Origin of the sequence: Plesiomonas shigelloides (genome assembly GCF_900087055.1) — a bacterium.
In the GTDB taxonomy this organism is placed as follows: domain Bacteria; phylum Pseudomonadota; class Gammaproteobacteria; order Enterobacterales; family CAMTGL01; genus Plesiomonas; species Plesiomonas shigelloides.
Map to the genome: position 1 here is coordinate 1,265,675 of NZ_LT575468.1, position 15,432 is coordinate 1,281,106.

Genomic DNA, 15,432 nt, shown 5'->3' on the forward strand with positions numbered 1-15,432 from the left:
GCAGGGCGGTAAGTGTGAGCAAACATGATCAAGCCGCGTGGTTATCGGTTAACGCCGGGCAGATCAGCACGCGTATTACAGATAAAAAATCTGTGACCACGGCAGGTAATAGAGATTACCGATAATCATAATGATTAAGGATGCATAGGTTGCGCCCATGCCGCCTTTGCGCCAGCGCAGTTCGCGTTCATGCAAGCCGAAATAGTGCAGAATGCGGCCAATCAAAAGCATGGCACCACACAAATGCAGCAGCCAGCCGCTTGCGCCGTTCATTTCCATCACAATCAGTAAGATGATCCCGATAGGAATGTATTCCACCGCATTACCGTGGATCCGGATTGCAGTTTGCAGCTGATAGAACCCGCCATCGCCAAAGGCCACTTTGTACTGAAACCGAAGTTTTACCACATCAAGGGAAAACTTAATCAGTAACAGCGCACCAAGTACCGCATACAGGGCGCTAATCATCCTGATTTGCTCCAAAGATAAACACAGAGAATAAAAAAATATCACTCATCATAGCTTTGTGTGATGAATGTGTCTTGGGCTAAATGGGATACCGCAGCATTTAGTCTCTTATGCGCAAATTGTAACATGGCTCGCGGGTTAAGAAACCACCTCTTGCATATCTCTCAGATAAGTGTGATTGAGCATAAACAGGTTGATTCCTTCAGCGGGCAAGGCTCGGCAGAAGTGATCACCTTGCACCCAATTGGCAGAGATCATGCTGGAGATCGATTGGAACTGACGCGACGTATTGATCTGGTCAAAAATAATCCGAATATTTAAGCGTCGCGCTATTTGTAAAATCCCGCGCAGCAAAATTTGCTGCTTACGATTGCGCGTTAGCTCGGTATAGAGCGTGCAATCAATTTTGATGTAATCAAGCAATACGCGTTGGAAGGCCACCAGTGAGGCCGGATTACGGCCAAAGCCGCCTAAAGCCAGTTTCAGCCCCATCTTGTGCAGGTTGTACAACACCGCCGTCATGGCATCGCTCGGATTATCACCATCGATTTGCAGCGTCACCCGATCTGGATTGATTTCATAGGTTTTCAGCAATTCAGCCAGCAGAGGTGGTAACTCCGGATACAGCAAGTAATTGCTGATCGGAATACACAGCGCCAGCGGTTGCTGTGGAAACTCAGCATGCCATTGTTGCAGCTGTTGCAGGCTTTTGTTCAGCATCCAGTGACTAAGTGGCCGAGTCAGAGAGCTGTTTTCCGCCAGCTGCCACAACTCACGGGTGCTCACTTGACCAAAGCGTGGGTGATACCAGCGTGGGCTGGCTTCTACCATCCGCACTTGTTGAGTACAAGCATCCAGAATCGGTTGGAAGTGCAGCGTGAGGGCTTCTTGCTCCAGATCTTGGCGCAAGGTCTCTGACAGCGCGCGTAACCGCTCGGTTTTGTGCGCTTGCAGTGGACGGGTAAAAGTGACGATCCCCGTTCGGTGTTGCTGGCGTGCTTCGGTCAGTGCCATCTCCGCCGATTGCATCAAAGCTTCTTGCTGACGTTGAGGATTGCTGATCGCCGCGCCGCAGCAAAACAGCACTGAGGTTCGCTGAGGTAAGTAGTGACTCATCGCCCGCAGTTTTTCTTGCAGTTGCGAGGCAATTTGCTGCAATTCGGTATCTTTGTGTACCGGCAGCAGCAGGGCAAACTCATCATTGCCAGTGCGGAACAGCTGGCTATCCGCCGGACGCACTTTATTCAAACTGTGGGTGGTTAGGCGTAGAACCAGATCGCCGGTTTCAAAGCCAAGACTGCCGTTAATCATGCGAAATGATTCAATATCAAACAGCATCAAACCGACCCGCTGGTGGTCGTAATCAATGTGATGCAGCGTATCCAGCAATTGTGCGCGCTTGGGTAAGCCGGTGACAGGGTCTTGCGTGGCGCGCAGACGCTCGGCGCGTAATTGGCGTGCCAGCAGGTAAAAGCCGGTTAGCGCAATGATCAGCGCGGCAGCCAGTGTTACGCCCAGCAGACGGCTGGCCAGCAGCGTGCTGTCATTACCGGTTAACTGATAGTAGCGATAGACATGGAAAAATTGGTTTATCAGCCGGTCGAGGCTGGTCACGTGGCGATCGAGAACCTGCTGCACCTGCTGCAAATTGAGTTCACTGAGCGTATCTTGGTTAAAGAGCGGCTCTAGCGTTTTGAAATCGGTGAAATAGTCACGAATAACATGGTCGGCACCGGTTACCTGATCAACGGCTTTGCGCTCTTCGCCTTCCAGCAGCACCGGAAAACGGCTCCACATCACTTCATAGCGCAAGTACAGTTCATCAATGTCGGCTTGACCGGAGCGGTACAGTTTGAGCGCCGATTGCATTTTTTGCTGCTCCATTTGCAGCTGCATCAGCGCCCATGAACTGTTGGAATGGGTGATCTTGAGCGATCCCACTCCCAGCGTGAACAATATGATTGATAGCAGGGCAAAAACAGCAAAGGCCGCTCCTAGCGCCCAGAGCCATTTATTGCTTTTTGACCAGGTCATCCCAACCCTCATTTTAGCCACGGTTAATCCTTAACCGCCCGGATGCTTTTTATCTGCCATGCCATTTGAGCATAGAATAAGGATTTGTGTAATACCGGATATTGATCCAACGGTAAAATTAACCACAACGGTCCTTTATCCCGAATTCGCATTGGTTTGCCGTCTATTTCTGTCGCCAGTATCGGAGCATACGGGGAGAGGTCCGCGGGAGACAGTGTGATTTGGTAACCGTTGATTGCCTGAATTTCGATGCGCTGACTGTAAATACCGGCTTGTGCCAGCACTTGCGACAGCTTCGGCCCAGAAAAGGTATGGCGCTGCTCTGTCCACGGCGTACAGGTGCTGATGCTAAATTGCGGCATCGCGTTGAGCTGCGTCATGGATAATTGCGTCGTCTTTCCCTGCCCATTGGTGAGTTGCAGCACGTGAGATGCGTAGGCAGGCTGAGTGACCGCCAGCGCGCTCAAGAGCAGCATGCTACATAAGCAAAAAGAGAAAGTGATCCGGCAACGGAGAGAACTGACGCAGCGGTTGTCCAAAAGAACGATCCTTGTGTTATTTTTTATGATGTACAGAGCACAAATTTGAGTTGACGTTAATTTTAGGCAAAAAAGACACAAATAGAAACAATGCAGTCATTCGCAGGCTTACAATGCAACTTGCATAAATGCGCAATCAGGTTAACTTCTTGTATATCTGAAGGTCTGGCGGAAAATCGGCTCAACAAAATCAATCAATCGATTGTGTTGAGGAGAAAAGCGACATCATCGGCGTGGTAAACCTGCTTATGGTGACACGGCGACTTCCGGCAGACAACAAAACAGTGAAAGGGTGACGGATTATGTATCCAAATTCAAATGGTGCGCTCGTTGAACGAGCAAAAGGTGGTATCCAGGCGTATCTGGCACAAGTCTATGGATGGATGACCTGTGGCTTGCTGTTAACTGCGTTTGTGGCGTGGTATGCGGCCAGCTCTCCAGCTGTCCTTAACTTTGTTTTCTCCAGTAACATCACGTTCTTCGGGCTGATTATCGCTCAGTTAGCACTGGTGTTTGTGCTCTCCGGTATGTTGCAGCGCTTAAGTGGCGCGATGGCAACCTCACTGTTCATGCTCTATTCGGCGCTGACCGGCTTGACCTTGTCCAGCATCTTTATCATGTATACCGCAAGCTCCATCGCCTCGACTTTCTTGGTGACTGCCGGTATGTTCGGAGCGATGAGCCTGTATGGTTACACCACTAAGCGTGATTTGAGCGGTTTTGGCAACATGCTGTTCATGGCGCTGATTGGTATCGTGCTGGCGTCACTGGTTAATATGTGGCTCAAGAGTGATACCTTGATGTGGGTGATCACCTACATTGGTGTGGTGCTGTTTGTCGGCTTAACTGCCTATGACACTCAGAAGCTGAAAATGATCGGGGAGCAGTTATCTGTTGACGATAAAGAGAACTTCCGTAAGTACTCCATTGTCGGTGCGCTGACCCTGTATCTGGACTTCATCAACCTGTTCTTAATGCTGCTGCGGATCATGGGCAACCGCCGCTAATACAGATTTTGAACACTCAGCACACATTCAGCATCATTGGCCCCGATTAATCTCGGGGCTTTAGTTTTATTGGATAGTCATTATCCTTTATAATACTCGCCTTTTGTCAAAGGCCATAAGGTCGGTTGGTTTGCCTCGTTTACGGATGCCGATGTCTGTAAACGAGACAAACTCAGAGTTGGTACGAAAATTAAAAGCGAGTGATTTCGGCGAACATAACAGGCTGTAAAAACCTCACAGCGTCGGCATTGCTTCGTTTTACCAAAAGGATGTAAACCATGCGCACCGTATATTGCGGACAATTAAATCGCACCCACGAAGGGCAAGAAGTGACCCTGTGTGGCTGGGTACACCGCCGTCGTGATTTGGGCGGCCTGATCTTTATCGACATGCGTGACCGTGAAGGTGTTGTGCAGGTTTTCTTCGATCCGGATCATCAGGAAGCATTCCAGCAAGCCTCTGAGCTGCGTAATGAGTTTTGTATTCAGATTAAAGGTATTGTGCGCGCTCGTCCGGACAGCCAGATCAACAAAGATATGGCGACCGGGGAAGTGGAAGTCTTCGCCCAATCCCTGAACATCATCAACCGCGCTGAGCCTCTGCCGCTGGACTTTAACCAGACCAACACCGAAGAGCAGCGTCTGAAGTTCCGCTATCTGGATCTGCGTCGTCCAGAAATGGCCAGCCGCCTGAAAATGCGTGCCAAAGTGACCAGCTTTGTTCGTCGCTTTATGGATGACAATGGCTTCCTCGACATCGAAACTCCGATGCTGACCAAAGCCACACCAGAAGGTGCGCGTGACTACTTGGTGCCAAGCCGTGTGCACAAAGGCAAATTCTATGCGCTGCCACAGTCGCCACAGCTGTTCAAACAGCTGCTGATGATGTCCGGCTTTGACCGTTACTATCAGATCGTGAAGTGCTTCCGCGACGAAGACTTGCGTGCTGACCGTCAGCCAGAATTTACCCAGATCGATGTGGAAACCTCCTTCATGAGTGCCGAGCAGGTGCGTGAAGTGATGGAGCGCATGGTGCGTGAGCTGTGGAAAGACGTGAAGGGGGTGGATTTTGCTCCGTTCCCAATCATGACTTGGGCCGAAGCTATGCGCCGTTTCGGCTCTGATAAGCCGGATCTGCGTAACCCACTGGAAATCGTTGATGTTGCTGATCTGGTAAAAGACGTTGATTTCAAAGTCTTCTCAGGCCCAGCCAACGATCCAAAAGGCCGCGTTGCAGCTATCTGCGTACCTAAGGGTGCCGAGATGAGCCGTAAAACCATCGACGAATACACCCAGTTCGTGGGCGTATACGGCGCGAAAGGTATGGCATGGCTGAAAGTGAACGATCGCGCTGCCGGTCTGGAAGGCGTACAAAGCCCAATTGCAAAATTCCTGAACGCTGAAGTGTTGGAAGGCATTCTGAGCCGTACTGGCGCGCAGAGCGGCGATATCGTTCTGTTCGGTGCTGACAGCTGGAAAGTGGTAACTGATGCACTGGGCGCACTGCGTATCAAACTGGGCCGTGATTTCGGTCTGACTGATCTGCAAGGTTGGGCGCCACTGTGGGTTATCGACTTCCCAATGTTTGAAGAAGATGACGAAGGTGGTTTGGCTGCTATGCACCATCCATTCACCTCGCCACGTGACATGAGCCCTGCAGAGCTGAAAGCGAACCCTCTGACTGCGACAGCGAACGCGTATGACATGGTCATCAACGGCTACGAAGTGGGCGGCGGTTCTGTGCGTATTTACAGCAGCGAAATGCAGCAAACTGTATTTGGCATTCTGGGGATCAACGAACAAGAACAGCGTGAGAAGTTTGGCTTCCTGCTGGATGCGCTGAAGTTCGGTACGCCTCCACATGCGGGTCTGGCTTTTGGTCTGGATCGTCTGGTGATGCTGATCACCGGTACTGACAACATCCGTGATGTTATCGCCTTCCCGAAAACCACAGCTGCCGCCTGTTTGATGACCGAAGCGCCAAGCTTTGCCAATCCAGCAGCACTGGCTGAACTCTCTATTGATGTTGTAAAAAACATCAAGGAGTGATCATGAAGTTTAAGCGCCCGGAATCGGTACTGGTAGTCATTTATTGTTCCCAAACCGGACGGGTGCTTATGCTGCAGCGCAAAGACCACCAGGCTTACTGGCAGTCCGTCACCGGAAGTCTAGAGGCTAACGAAACGCCGCAGCAAACTGCACTGCGTGAAGTCAGGGAAGAAGTGGGTATCGATATACAGGCCGAAGGATTAACGCTGACCGATGTCCAACGCTGTGTGGAATTTGAGCTTTTTGAGCATTTACGCCACCGTTACGCACCCGGTGTGACCCACAATCAGGAGCACTGGTTTATTCTGGCTTTGCCAGAAGAGCGTGAGGTGGTCATTTCGGAACATCTTGCCTACCACTGGTTACCAGCCGCTGAGGCGGCCGCACTAACCCGCTCATGGAGCAACCGGCAGGCAATTGAAGAGTTCGTAATTGGGTGCTGACGCTGGTCAATCCGACTGGTATTTGCACCAACATAAGATTAAAGCGGAGATTGTTATGGCAGGTCATAGTAAATGGGCCAACATTAAGCACCGTAAGGCAGCACAAGATGCCAAGCGTGGCAAGATTTTTACCAAGCTGATTCGTGAGCTGGTGGTCGCAGCAAAAATGGGTGGCGGCGATGTTGCTAGCAACCCGCGTCTGCGCGCTGCAGTGGATAAAGCACTGTCCAATAACATGACCCGCGATACGGTCAACCGTGCCATTGCCCGCGGTGTGGGTGGTGACGACGATAGCAACATGGAAACCATCGTATACGAAGGTTACGGTCCAGGCGGCACTGCTGTTATGGTTGAATGTCTGAGTGACAACCGTAACCGTACCGTATCTGAAGTTCGTCACGCGTTCACTAAGAGCGGTGGTAACTTGGGTACTGATGGTTCCGTATCTTACCTGTTTACCAAAAAAGGCGTGATCTCTTACCCAGCGGGTCTGGATGAAGATACCGTGATGGAAGCAGCACTGGAAGCCGGTGCCGATGACGTTGTTGTGAACGATGACGGCTCTATCGACGTATTCACCAGCCCTGAAGATTTCGGTAGCGTGAAAGATGCGCTGGATGCGGCCGGTCTGGAAGCAGAAATGGCAGAAGTATCTCTGATCCCATCCACCAAAGCTGAGCTGGATCTGGAAACTGCACCTAAGTTGCTGCGTCTGATCGACATGCTGGAAGACTGCGACGACGTGCAGGAAGTGTATCACAACGGTGATATCTCCGACGAAGTGGCTGATCAGCTGTAATCAATGTCGATCATTTTGGGGATCGACCCCGGCTCGCGGATCACCGGTTATGGCGTGATCCGCCAGCAGGGCAGACATCTGGAGTATCTGGGCAGCGGTTGTATTCGCACGGCAGTCGATGATTTACCGAATCGTCTGCGACTGGTGTATGCCGGTGTTTGCGAAATCATTACCCAGTTTCGCCCAGATGTGTTTGCCATTGAACAGGTTTTCATGGCGCGCAATGCCGATTCAGCGTTAAAGCTCGGTCAGGCACGCGGCGCGGCAATCGTTGCTGCGGTTAACCATGATTTGCCGGTGTTCGAATATGCCGCACGGCAGGTTAAACAGACAGTCGTCGGTACAGGTGCTGCCGAGAAAGTTCAGGTGCAGCACATGGTTAAGACGATCCTCAAACTGCCGGGTAGCCCGCAGGCAGATGCGGCGGATGCGCTGGCGATCGCCATGACGCATGCGCAGATTTGTCAGCATGCCATCAAGCAGCGAGATCCGCGCTTGCAAATCACGCAAGGGCGTTTTCGTTAACCCGTCGCGGTAACCTTTATAAAAGGCTGGATATTCATCCAGCCTTTTCGTTATTCTATGCCGTATCGCAGCAACAACAGATAACAAGGGGATAAGCGTGATAGGACGTTTACGTGGCTTGGTTGTGGAAAAACAACCTCCGGAAGTACTGCTGGATGTTAACGGTGTGGGTTATGAAATCCAGCTGCCGATGACCTGCTTCTACGATTTGCCGGATATCGGCCAAGAAGCGATCATCTTTACTCACTTTGTGGTGCGTGAAGATGCCCAGTTGCTGTTCGGTTTCAATAACAAGCAAGAGCGCGCCTTGTTCCGTGAGCTGCTGAAAACCAATGGCGTCGGACCAAAATTGGCGTTGGCCATTTTATCTGGTATGTCTGCCGCGCAGTTTGTTGGCGCAGTAGAGCGCGAAGACATCAGTACACTGGTAAAATTACCGGGTGTGGGCAAGAAAACGGCCGAGCGTTTGATCGTCGAAATGAAAGATCGCTTCAAAGGCATGGCGACCTTCGATCTCTTTACCCCTGCCGATGATTTGGCCGGTGCGGTGGCGCAATCGGCGCAAGTGGTTAAGCAAGCCGATGTGGAAGAAGAAGCCGCGTCAGCACTGGTGGCTTTGGGCTATAAGCCGCAAGAAGCTAGCCGCATGATCAGCAAAGTGGCCACCGAAGGTGCCGATTGCGAAACCCTGATCCGTAATGCTTTGCGTGCGGCACTCTAAAGTAGCGTGGCAAAACAGATAAACCGATTAACTCCCAGTGACCATCAAACAGCGTACAACAAAGGCTAACGGATGATAGAAGCAGACCGCCTGATTTCCCCTGTGCAGACCGTTCGTGAAGAAGAGGTCATTGACCGTGCGATTCGGCCACGATTACTGAATGAATACGTCGGTCAGGACCATGTACGGGCGCAAATGGAAATATTCATTCAGGCGGCGCGTATGCGTGCCGATGCGCTGGATCACGTGTTGATTTTTGGCCCTCCCGGGTTGGGCAAAACTACGCTGGCTAACATCATCGCCAACGAAATGGGCGTGAGTATCCGCACGACCTCTGGCCCGGTACTGGAAAAGGCCGGTGATTTGGCGGCCATGCTAACCAACCTTGAGCCGCATGATGTGCTGTTTATCGATGAAATCCATCGCCTGTCACCGGCTGTTGAAGAAGTGCTCTATCCAGCGATGGAAGATTATCAGCTGGATATCATGATCGGGGAGGGGCCTGCGGCGCGCTCAATTAAATTAGACTTGCCGCCGTTTACCTTAATTGGTGCCACTACTCGAGCAGGCTCACTGACATCACCGCTACGCGATCGTTTTGGCATTGTGCAGCGTCTGGAGTTTTACAAGGTCGAAGATCTAACCGATATCGTGCGTCGCAGTGCGCGTTGCCTTGGTTTGAATATGCAAGCAGAAGCGGCGCTGGAAGTAGCGCGCCGTTCACGTGGTACACCACGGATTGCGAACCGTCTTTTGCGTCGAGTGCGTGATTTTGCGGAAGTGAAAGGGTGCGGTGATATCGAGCTGGATGTGGCCGGTCGTGCTCTCGATATGCTGGACGTCGACACCGAAGGCTTTGATTTTATGGATCGCAAACTGCTGCTGGCGGTGATTGATAAGTTTATGGGCGGTCCGGTTGGTCTGGATAACCTCGCAGCAGCGATCGGTGAAGAGCGTGACACGATTGAAGATGTGTTGGAGCCGTATCTGATTCAGCAGGGCTTTTTACAGCGCACGCCACGCGGGCGTATTGCTACACAACGTGCTTATCAGCATTTTGGTTTAGAAAAACCAAGCGATCAATAAGTTAGAGTTCAATAAGCGTTTCGTTATTCCTTTCCCCTAAAACAAAAGGCCCGGATTATCCGGGCCTTTTGCTATCAATTAACTAATCACTTATTTGTTTTGCATCATAAACAAGTCACTGAATAATTTGGTGTAAGTTTTTGCGAACTTGTTAAATAATGTGGTGCGCATATCTGCTCCGCAGTGATGATGGTCAAATTTTTTAGATTGCGGCAGGCTTCATTGTCACTGCCTCAATTTCATGGCGCAAATTATATGCAGGTCGGAATAAAAACAGAAACGACAAAAACTAAGGGATTTGCATTAGATTAAGTAATGTCATGTTGTGACGATGTTCAGATATATCAAACTGTATCAATTTCAATGTGCTTTTTATGTAAAGCGCAATGTTAAATAACGGTGTGTTATTTGCCATGGGCAATATGCATGCCGATGGGTGCTAGATGGGGAAAAAGAATAATTATCATTGCATGCTGTAGAAAAGTGTCATAACCCTGAATTAATTAAACAATGCATTAACATATTTTGCTTTATTTTATCCGTAATTGAGCTGCATCAATTTTCGTTTGCGAGTATTATTTAATGGTATTGATGGTGATCAATTTTTGCCGTCTCGTCAGCGAAAAAATAGATTGATCTGACAGCAAAAAATATAACTTGAATCACTAAAAAACTTATTCCGTATAAGGGATTAGAGGCGTAATATTTAGTCAGCCTGTCATTTAGGTTGCTGTTATGTGATGACTTCGTTCATAAAATGAGTGCGTAACTTTTTATGAACGCAGAAATTGAATAGTCTGGGGCTCATATATCGTTACACCCCGTGGTGGTAACGATATACAAAACGATCTTGGCAACGGAGTTGAGGGTCGAGAGTCGGAGTCTTCCTGCAAGAAGCAAGGAGTCGTGATGTTAGATGTCGTTGAACTATCAAGATTGCAGTTTGCACTAACTGCAATGTATCACTTCCTGTTTGTTCCACTCACATTGGGCATGTCATTTTTGCTTGCCATAATGGAGTCGGTCTATGTCATGACCAACAAACAGATTTACAAAGATATGACCAAATTCTGGGGCAAGTTGTTTGGTATCAACTTTGCTCTGGGGGTAGCTACCGGTCTGACCATGGAGTTCCAATTCGGGACTAACTGGTCTTATTATTCCCACTATGTAGGGGATATCTTCGGTGCGCCTCTGGCGATTGAAGGCCTGATGGCTTTCTTCCTGGAGTCTACCTTTGTTGGTATGTTCTTCTTTGGCTGGGATCGCCTGTCTAAACGTCAGCACCTGATGGTGACATGGTTGACAGCGATTGGTACCAACATGTCCGCACTGTGGATCTTGGTTGCCAACGGCTGGATGCAGAACCCAGTAGGAGCCGAATTTAACTTTGAAACCATGCGTATGGAGATGGTCAGCTTCGCTGAGCTGGTGATGAACCCCGTTGCGCAGGTTAAATTCGTTCACACTGTGGCTGCCGGTTATGTTGCAGGTTCCATGTTCGTACTGGGTATCAGTGCTTACTACCTGCTGAAAAAGCGTGATATTCCATTTGCGCGCCGCTCGTTTGCGATTGCTGCCAGCTTTGGTATGGCCTCTATCCTGTCTGTAATGGTACTGGGTGATGAGTCAGGCTATGAGCTGGGTGATGTGCAGAAAGTGAAGTTGGCGGCTATCGAGTCCGAGTGGGAGACTCAGCCACCTCCAGCATCCTTTACCCTGTTCGGTATTCCGAATCAGGAAGAGATGCGTACTGACTTTGCTATCAAGATCCCGTATGCGCTGGGTCTGATTGCCACGCGCTCACTGGACACGCCGGTAATTGGTCTGCGCGATCTGCTGAAAGAGCACGAAGTTCGCATTCGTAACGGTATGGTGGCTTACGATCTGCTGCAAAAACTGCGTAATGGCCAAGATACCCCGGAAATTCGTGCGCAGTTTGATGCCGCGAAGAAAGATCTGGGTTATGGCCTGCTGCTGACTCGCTATACCAGCGATGTTGCCAACGCGACCGAAGCACAGATCCAACTGGCGGTAAAAGATTCTATTCCGCAAGTGGCGCCTCTGTTCTTCAGCTTCCGTATCATGGTGGGTGTGGGCTTTGTGCTGCTGTTCATCATCGGTATGGCGTTCTTCCAGACTTGCCGTCATAAGATTGAGCAAAAACCATGGCTGCTCAAATTGGCACTGTGGGGTATCCCACTGCCATGGATCGCCATCGAAGCTGGCTGGTTCGTTGCTGAGTACGGTCGTCAACCATGGGCGGTGGGTGAGATCCTGCCTGTCACCTCGGCAGCCTCTGCCATCGGTGCCAGCGATGTGATCTTCTCCATGCTGCTGATCTGTGGTCTGTATACTCTGTTCCTGATTGCAGAAATGTACCTGATGTTCAAGTTTGCCCGTCTGGGCCCAAGCAGCCTGAAAACTGGCCGCTATCACTTCGAACAGACCCGTGCACCAGTCGCAGAAGATGCCAAGGCATAAGCAGGAGCCTGAAACATGATTGATTATGAATTTTTGCGTTTTGTCTGGTGGTTGCTGGTCGGTGTACTGCTGATCGGTTTTGCGATTACCGATGGTTTTGACATGGGGGTAGGGGCTTTGCTGCCTATCCTCGGTAAAACCGACAACGAGCGTCGGGTAATGATTAACACCATTGCCCCTCACTGGGATGGTAACCAAGTTTGGTTGATTACCGCGGGTGGTGCGCTGTTTGCTGCATGGCCAATGGTATATGCCGCTGCCTTCTCCGGTTTTTACATCGCCATGATCTTGGTGCTGGCCGCCTTGTTCTTCCGTCCGGTCGGTTTTGACTACCGCTCTAAGATTGAAGATGCGCGCTGGCGTGCAATGTGGGACTGGGGTCTGTTCATCGGTGGTGCTGTTCCGGCACTGGTGTTCGGTGTCGCCTTCGGTAACCTGCTGCAAGGTGTTCCGTTTGAAGTCGACAGCCTGCTGCGTCTGGAATACAAAGGAGGCTTCTTCGGCCTGCTGAATCCGTTTGGCCTGCTGTGTGGCGTGGTCAGCCTGATGATGCTGGTGATGCAAGGTGCAACTTGGTTGCAGATGAAGACCTCCGGTGAGCTGCATGTGCGTGCTCGTGCGGCGGCACAAATCACTGCGCTGGTGACTTCAGTATGCTTCGCATTGGCTGGTCTGTGGGTCATGAAGGGCATTGGTGGTTTTGTTATCACCTCGGTGATTGATACCGCAGCACCGTCTAACCCATTACATAAAGAAGTTATGGTGGAAGTGGGCGCGTGGATCAAGAACTTCAATACCTATCCAGTATTGTGGGCTATCCCAGCCGTTGGTGTGGTTATGCCACTGTTGACGGTACTGGCATCACGCTTTGAGCGTTGTGGTTTTGCGTTCCTGACCTCTTCACTGGGGATCGCGGCGATTATTTTAACCGCGGGTGTGACTATGTTCCCGTTTGTGATGCCATCTAGCATCCTGCCGGCACACAGTCTGACCATGTGGGATGCCACATCTAGCCAGAAGACTCTGGGTATCATGCTGGGTGCTGCAGTGATTTTTGTTCCGATTGTGTTGGGTTACACCGTTTGGTGTTACTACAAGATGTTTGGTCGTCTCGACACCAAATTTATCGAAGAAAACAAAAACTCATTGTACTAATCAGAGCGAGTCGATAACTCAGGCAAGCAGAAGGCTGGTTAGCCCTAGACTGACCAGCCAAGGAGAGCAAAACGATGTGGTATTTTACCTGGATTCTCGGTGTGTTACTGGCCTGCTCATTTGGCATTATCAATGCCCTGTGGCTTGAGCAGTCTGAAACCATGGATCACGACGACTAAGATGCTGGATAAATTATTCCGCTTCACAGACAAGAGCCCGATGCGGGCTCTTGCTTTAATTCTGGCTCTGGTGAGTGCCTTTAGCCTGATTTGGAGCCCGGAGGCTACCGCGCGTAGCAGCCAGCTTTATCTGTGGCAGGCAGTAGTTTTCCTCTGGGCGGTGATCAGTGCTTTGGTGCATGGTGTAGGGTTTAAACTCTCAGGCGTGTGGCGCTGGGTGTTTTGTGCCCCCTTGTCATATCCTATTCTTTGCGCTGTTTTATATTATTTTTATATTGCAAGGGGCTGATGGCCCCTTTTCATCATTTTATTTCTTCCGTCACACTTGTCCTGCCCATTCCCAAGAACAAAACACTTGAGTATAGTATCGCCTTGTATACGCCAGAACATCGGAATGTAAGGTGAGCAGTAAAGTATCTCAATGGCCCGTTCGCGTTTATTATGAAGACACGGATGCAGGAGGGGTCGTCTATCATGCACGTTATGTGGCTTTCTTCGAGCGCGCCCGGACCGAAATGCTACGCAGCCTCGGCCAACAGCAGCAGACTCTATTGCAGCACAATGTCGCCTTCGTGGTACGTCGTATGACCGTGGATTATCGATCTCCTGCGCGGCTAGACGATCTGCTTTCAGTCGAAACTGAAATCTCCTCATTCCGGGGGGCGTCCGTAACCTTTAATCAACGAATCATCCATCAGGATGGTCGAGTCCTATGCACCGCCGAGGTCTTGGTGGCGTGTATTGATTTGGCCAAAATGAAACCTGTTGCGCTTCCAGCTGAGTTAGTCGCGGAGTTTACCTGTGTCTGCTGAAATGAACCTTCTTGACCTTTTCTTAAAGGCCAGTTTCATGGTTAAGATCGTAATGATGATCTTGATCGGTTTTTCTATTGCTTCCTGGGCGATCATTATCCAGCGAACTCGGGTCCTGAATGCGGCTACCCGTGCGGCGGATGCCTTTGAGGACCGTTTTTGGTCTGGTATCGATTTGGCGCGTCTGTATCAAGAAACGTCAACTCGCCGCGATGATCTGTCCGGTACGGAACAAATCTTTTATTCAGGTTTCAAAGAGTTTGCCCGTTTACACCGTGCTAATGGCCATGCGCCAGAAGCGGTGATTGAAGGGGCCTCGCGTGCGATGCGCATCTCCATGAACCGTGAACTGGAAAGTCTGGAAAACCACATCCCGTTTTTGGGTACGGTCGCCTCGATCAGTCCGTATATCGGTCTGTTTGGTACCGTGTGGGGGATTATGCACGCCTTTATCGCATTGGGTGCGGTAAAACAAGCCACGTTGCAAATGGTGGCTCCGGGTATTGCGGAAGCGCTGATTGCAACGGCAATCGGTCTGTTCGCAGCGATCCCTGCGGTAATGGCGTATAACCGTCTGAACTTGCGTGTGTCCAAGCTGGAACAGAATTACGGTAACTTTACCGATGAATTTACTGCCATTTTACACCGTCAGGCATTTGCCGCTGACGCGAAGCAGTAAGTGAGGAGTGTGACAGCATGGCGTACTCACGGCGTAAGCGCCACGACATGAAGTCTGAAATCAACATCGTACCGTTTCTGGACGTGCTCCTGGTACTGTTGTTGATTTTCATGGCCACCGCACCGATTATCAGTCAAAGCGTACAGGTTGACTTGCCTGACTCTACCGAGTCGAGCAGTGTTGAAACTAAAGATGACCGTCCTCCGGTAATTTTGGAGGTATCTGGTATTGACCAGTACGCAATGTCTATTGATGGTAAGCGGGAAGAAAACCTCAGTGCTGATCAGGTGATGCAAAATGCCCGCCTGAATCTGGGAACCGCCGAGCAGAAAACCACCTTCTTGGTGGGCGGCGCAAAAGAGGTTCCTTATGAGGAAGTCATCAAGGCACTGAATTTATTGCATGAGGCCGGAGTGACATCTGTCGGTCTGATGACTAACCCGATTTAAGAGA

17 protein-coding genes are annotated in these 15,432 nt (G+C 50.4%); 14 read left to right on the plus strand and 3 right to left on the minus strand.

Features of this window, described 5'->3' with window-relative positions:
* Positions 1–75: 75 nt before the first annotated feature.
* The 3 genes from NCTC9997_RS05510 to NCTC9997_RS05520 form a co-directional block, all read right to left on the minus strand.
* Entirely contained in the window at positions 76–468 is a 393-nt protein-coding gene (locus NCTC9997_RS05510) for an MAPEG family protein (RefSeq protein ID WP_010861938.1), read from the minus strand.
* A 138-nt stretch (positions 469–606) separates the two neighbouring features.
* Positions 607–2,502, minus strand: coding sequence for an EAL domain-containing protein (locus tag NCTC9997_RS05515; RefSeq protein WP_064977532.1), 1,896 nt, complete (start codon positions 2,500–2,502; stop codon positions 607–609).
* 23 nt (positions 2,503–2,525) lie between these two features.
* On the minus strand, positions 2,526–2,978 hold the full coding sequence (locus NCTC9997_RS05520; RefSeq protein WP_052181296.1) for a putative pterin-binding protein: 453 nt from the start codon (positions 2,976–2,978) through the stop codon (positions 2,526–2,528).
* A gap of 365 nt (positions 2,979–3,343) precedes the next feature.
* Here NCTC9997_RS05520 and NCTC9997_RS05525 point away from each other — a divergent pair, with 365 nt between their 5' ends.
* The 14 genes from NCTC9997_RS05525 (at position 3,344) to tolR (ending at position 15,428) form a co-directional block, all read left to right on the plus strand.
* A complete protein-coding gene (locus NCTC9997_RS05525; RefSeq protein ID WP_010861935.1) occupies positions 3,344–4,048 on the plus strand; it encodes a Bax inhibitor-1/YccA family protein in 705 nt (234 codons plus the stop codon).
* 278 nt (positions 4,049–4,326) lie between these two features.
* On the plus strand, positions 4,327–6,096 hold the full coding sequence (gene aspS / locus NCTC9997_RS05530; RefSeq protein ID WP_010861934.1) for an aspartate--tRNA ligase: 1,770 nt from the start codon (positions 4,327–4,329) through the stop codon (positions 6,094–6,096).
* Between the two features lie 2 nt (positions 6,097–6,098).
* A complete protein-coding gene (gene nudB, locus NCTC9997_RS05535) occupies positions 6,099–6,539 on the plus strand; it encodes a dihydroneopterin triphosphate diphosphatase (RefSeq protein ID WP_064977533.1) in 441 nt (146 codons plus the stop codon).
* 55 nt (positions 6,540–6,594) lie between these two features.
* On the plus strand, positions 6,595–7,338 hold the full coding sequence (locus NCTC9997_RS05540; RefSeq protein WP_010861932.1) for a YebC/PmpR family DNA-binding transcriptional regulator: 744 nt from the start codon (positions 6,595–6,597) through the stop codon (positions 7,336–7,338).
* A 3-nt stretch (positions 7,339–7,341) separates the two neighbouring features.
* Entirely contained in the window at positions 7,342–7,863 is a 522-nt protein-coding gene (gene ruvC, locus NCTC9997_RS05545; protein ID WP_010861931.1) for a crossover junction endodeoxyribonuclease RuvC, read from the plus strand.
* A 97-nt stretch (positions 7,864–7,960) separates the two neighbouring features.
* Entirely contained in the window at positions 7,961–8,584 is a 624-nt protein-coding gene (gene ruvA / locus NCTC9997_RS05550; RefSeq protein ID WP_010861930.1) for a Holliday junction branch migration protein RuvA, read from the plus strand.
* 72 nt (positions 8,585–8,656) lie between these two features.
* A complete protein-coding gene (gene ruvB, locus NCTC9997_RS05555) occupies positions 8,657–9,670 on the plus strand; it encodes a Holliday junction branch migration DNA helicase RuvB (protein WP_010861929.1) in 1,014 nt (337 codons plus the stop codon).
* A 909-nt stretch (positions 9,671–10,579) separates the two neighbouring features.
* Positions 10,580–12,154 carry a cytochrome ubiquinol oxidase subunit I gene (gene cydA / locus NCTC9997_RS05560; RefSeq protein WP_010861928.1) on the plus strand — a complete coding sequence of 525 codons (1,575 nt, stop codon included), beginning with the start codon at positions 10,580–10,582 and terminating at the stop codon, positions 12,152–12,154.
* A 15-nt stretch (positions 12,155–12,169) separates the two neighbouring features.
* Positions 12,170–13,309 carry a cytochrome d ubiquinol oxidase subunit II gene (cydB, locus tag NCTC9997_RS05565; RefSeq protein WP_064977534.1) on the plus strand — a complete coding sequence of 380 codons (1,140 nt, stop codon included), beginning with the start codon at positions 12,170–12,172 and terminating at the stop codon, positions 13,307–13,309.
* Positions 13,310–13,383: 74 nt separating this feature from the next.
* Positions 13,384–13,488, plus strand: a complete 105-nt coding sequence (gene cydX / locus NCTC9997_RS05570) for a cytochrome bd-I oxidase subunit CydX (protein ID WP_010861926.1) — start codon at positions 13,384–13,386, stop codon at positions 13,486–13,488.
* A 1-nt stretch (position 13,489) separates the two neighbouring features.
* On the plus strand, positions 13,490–13,777 hold the full coding sequence (locus tag NCTC9997_RS05575) for a cyd operon YbgE family protein (RefSeq protein WP_230405857.1): 288 nt from the start codon (positions 13,490–13,492) through the stop codon (positions 13,775–13,777).
* A 112-nt stretch (positions 13,778–13,889) separates the two neighbouring features.
* Positions 13,890–14,300 carry a tol-pal system-associated acyl-CoA thioesterase gene (ybgC, locus tag NCTC9997_RS05580; protein WP_010861924.1) on the plus strand — a complete coding sequence of 137 codons (411 nt, stop codon included), beginning with the start codon at positions 13,890–13,892 and terminating at the stop codon, positions 14,298–14,300.
* Between the two features lies 1 nt (position 14,301).
* Entirely contained in the window at positions 14,302–14,979 is a 678-nt protein-coding gene (gene tolQ, locus NCTC9997_RS05585) for a Tol-Pal system protein TolQ (RefSeq protein WP_036768516.1), read from the plus strand.
* Between the two features lie 17 nt (positions 14,980–14,996).
* A complete protein-coding gene (gene tolR / locus NCTC9997_RS05590; protein WP_010861922.1) occupies positions 14,997–15,428 on the plus strand; it encodes a colicin uptake protein TolR in 432 nt (143 codons plus the stop codon).
* The last annotated feature ends 4 nt before the right edge of the window (positions 15,429–15,432 follow it).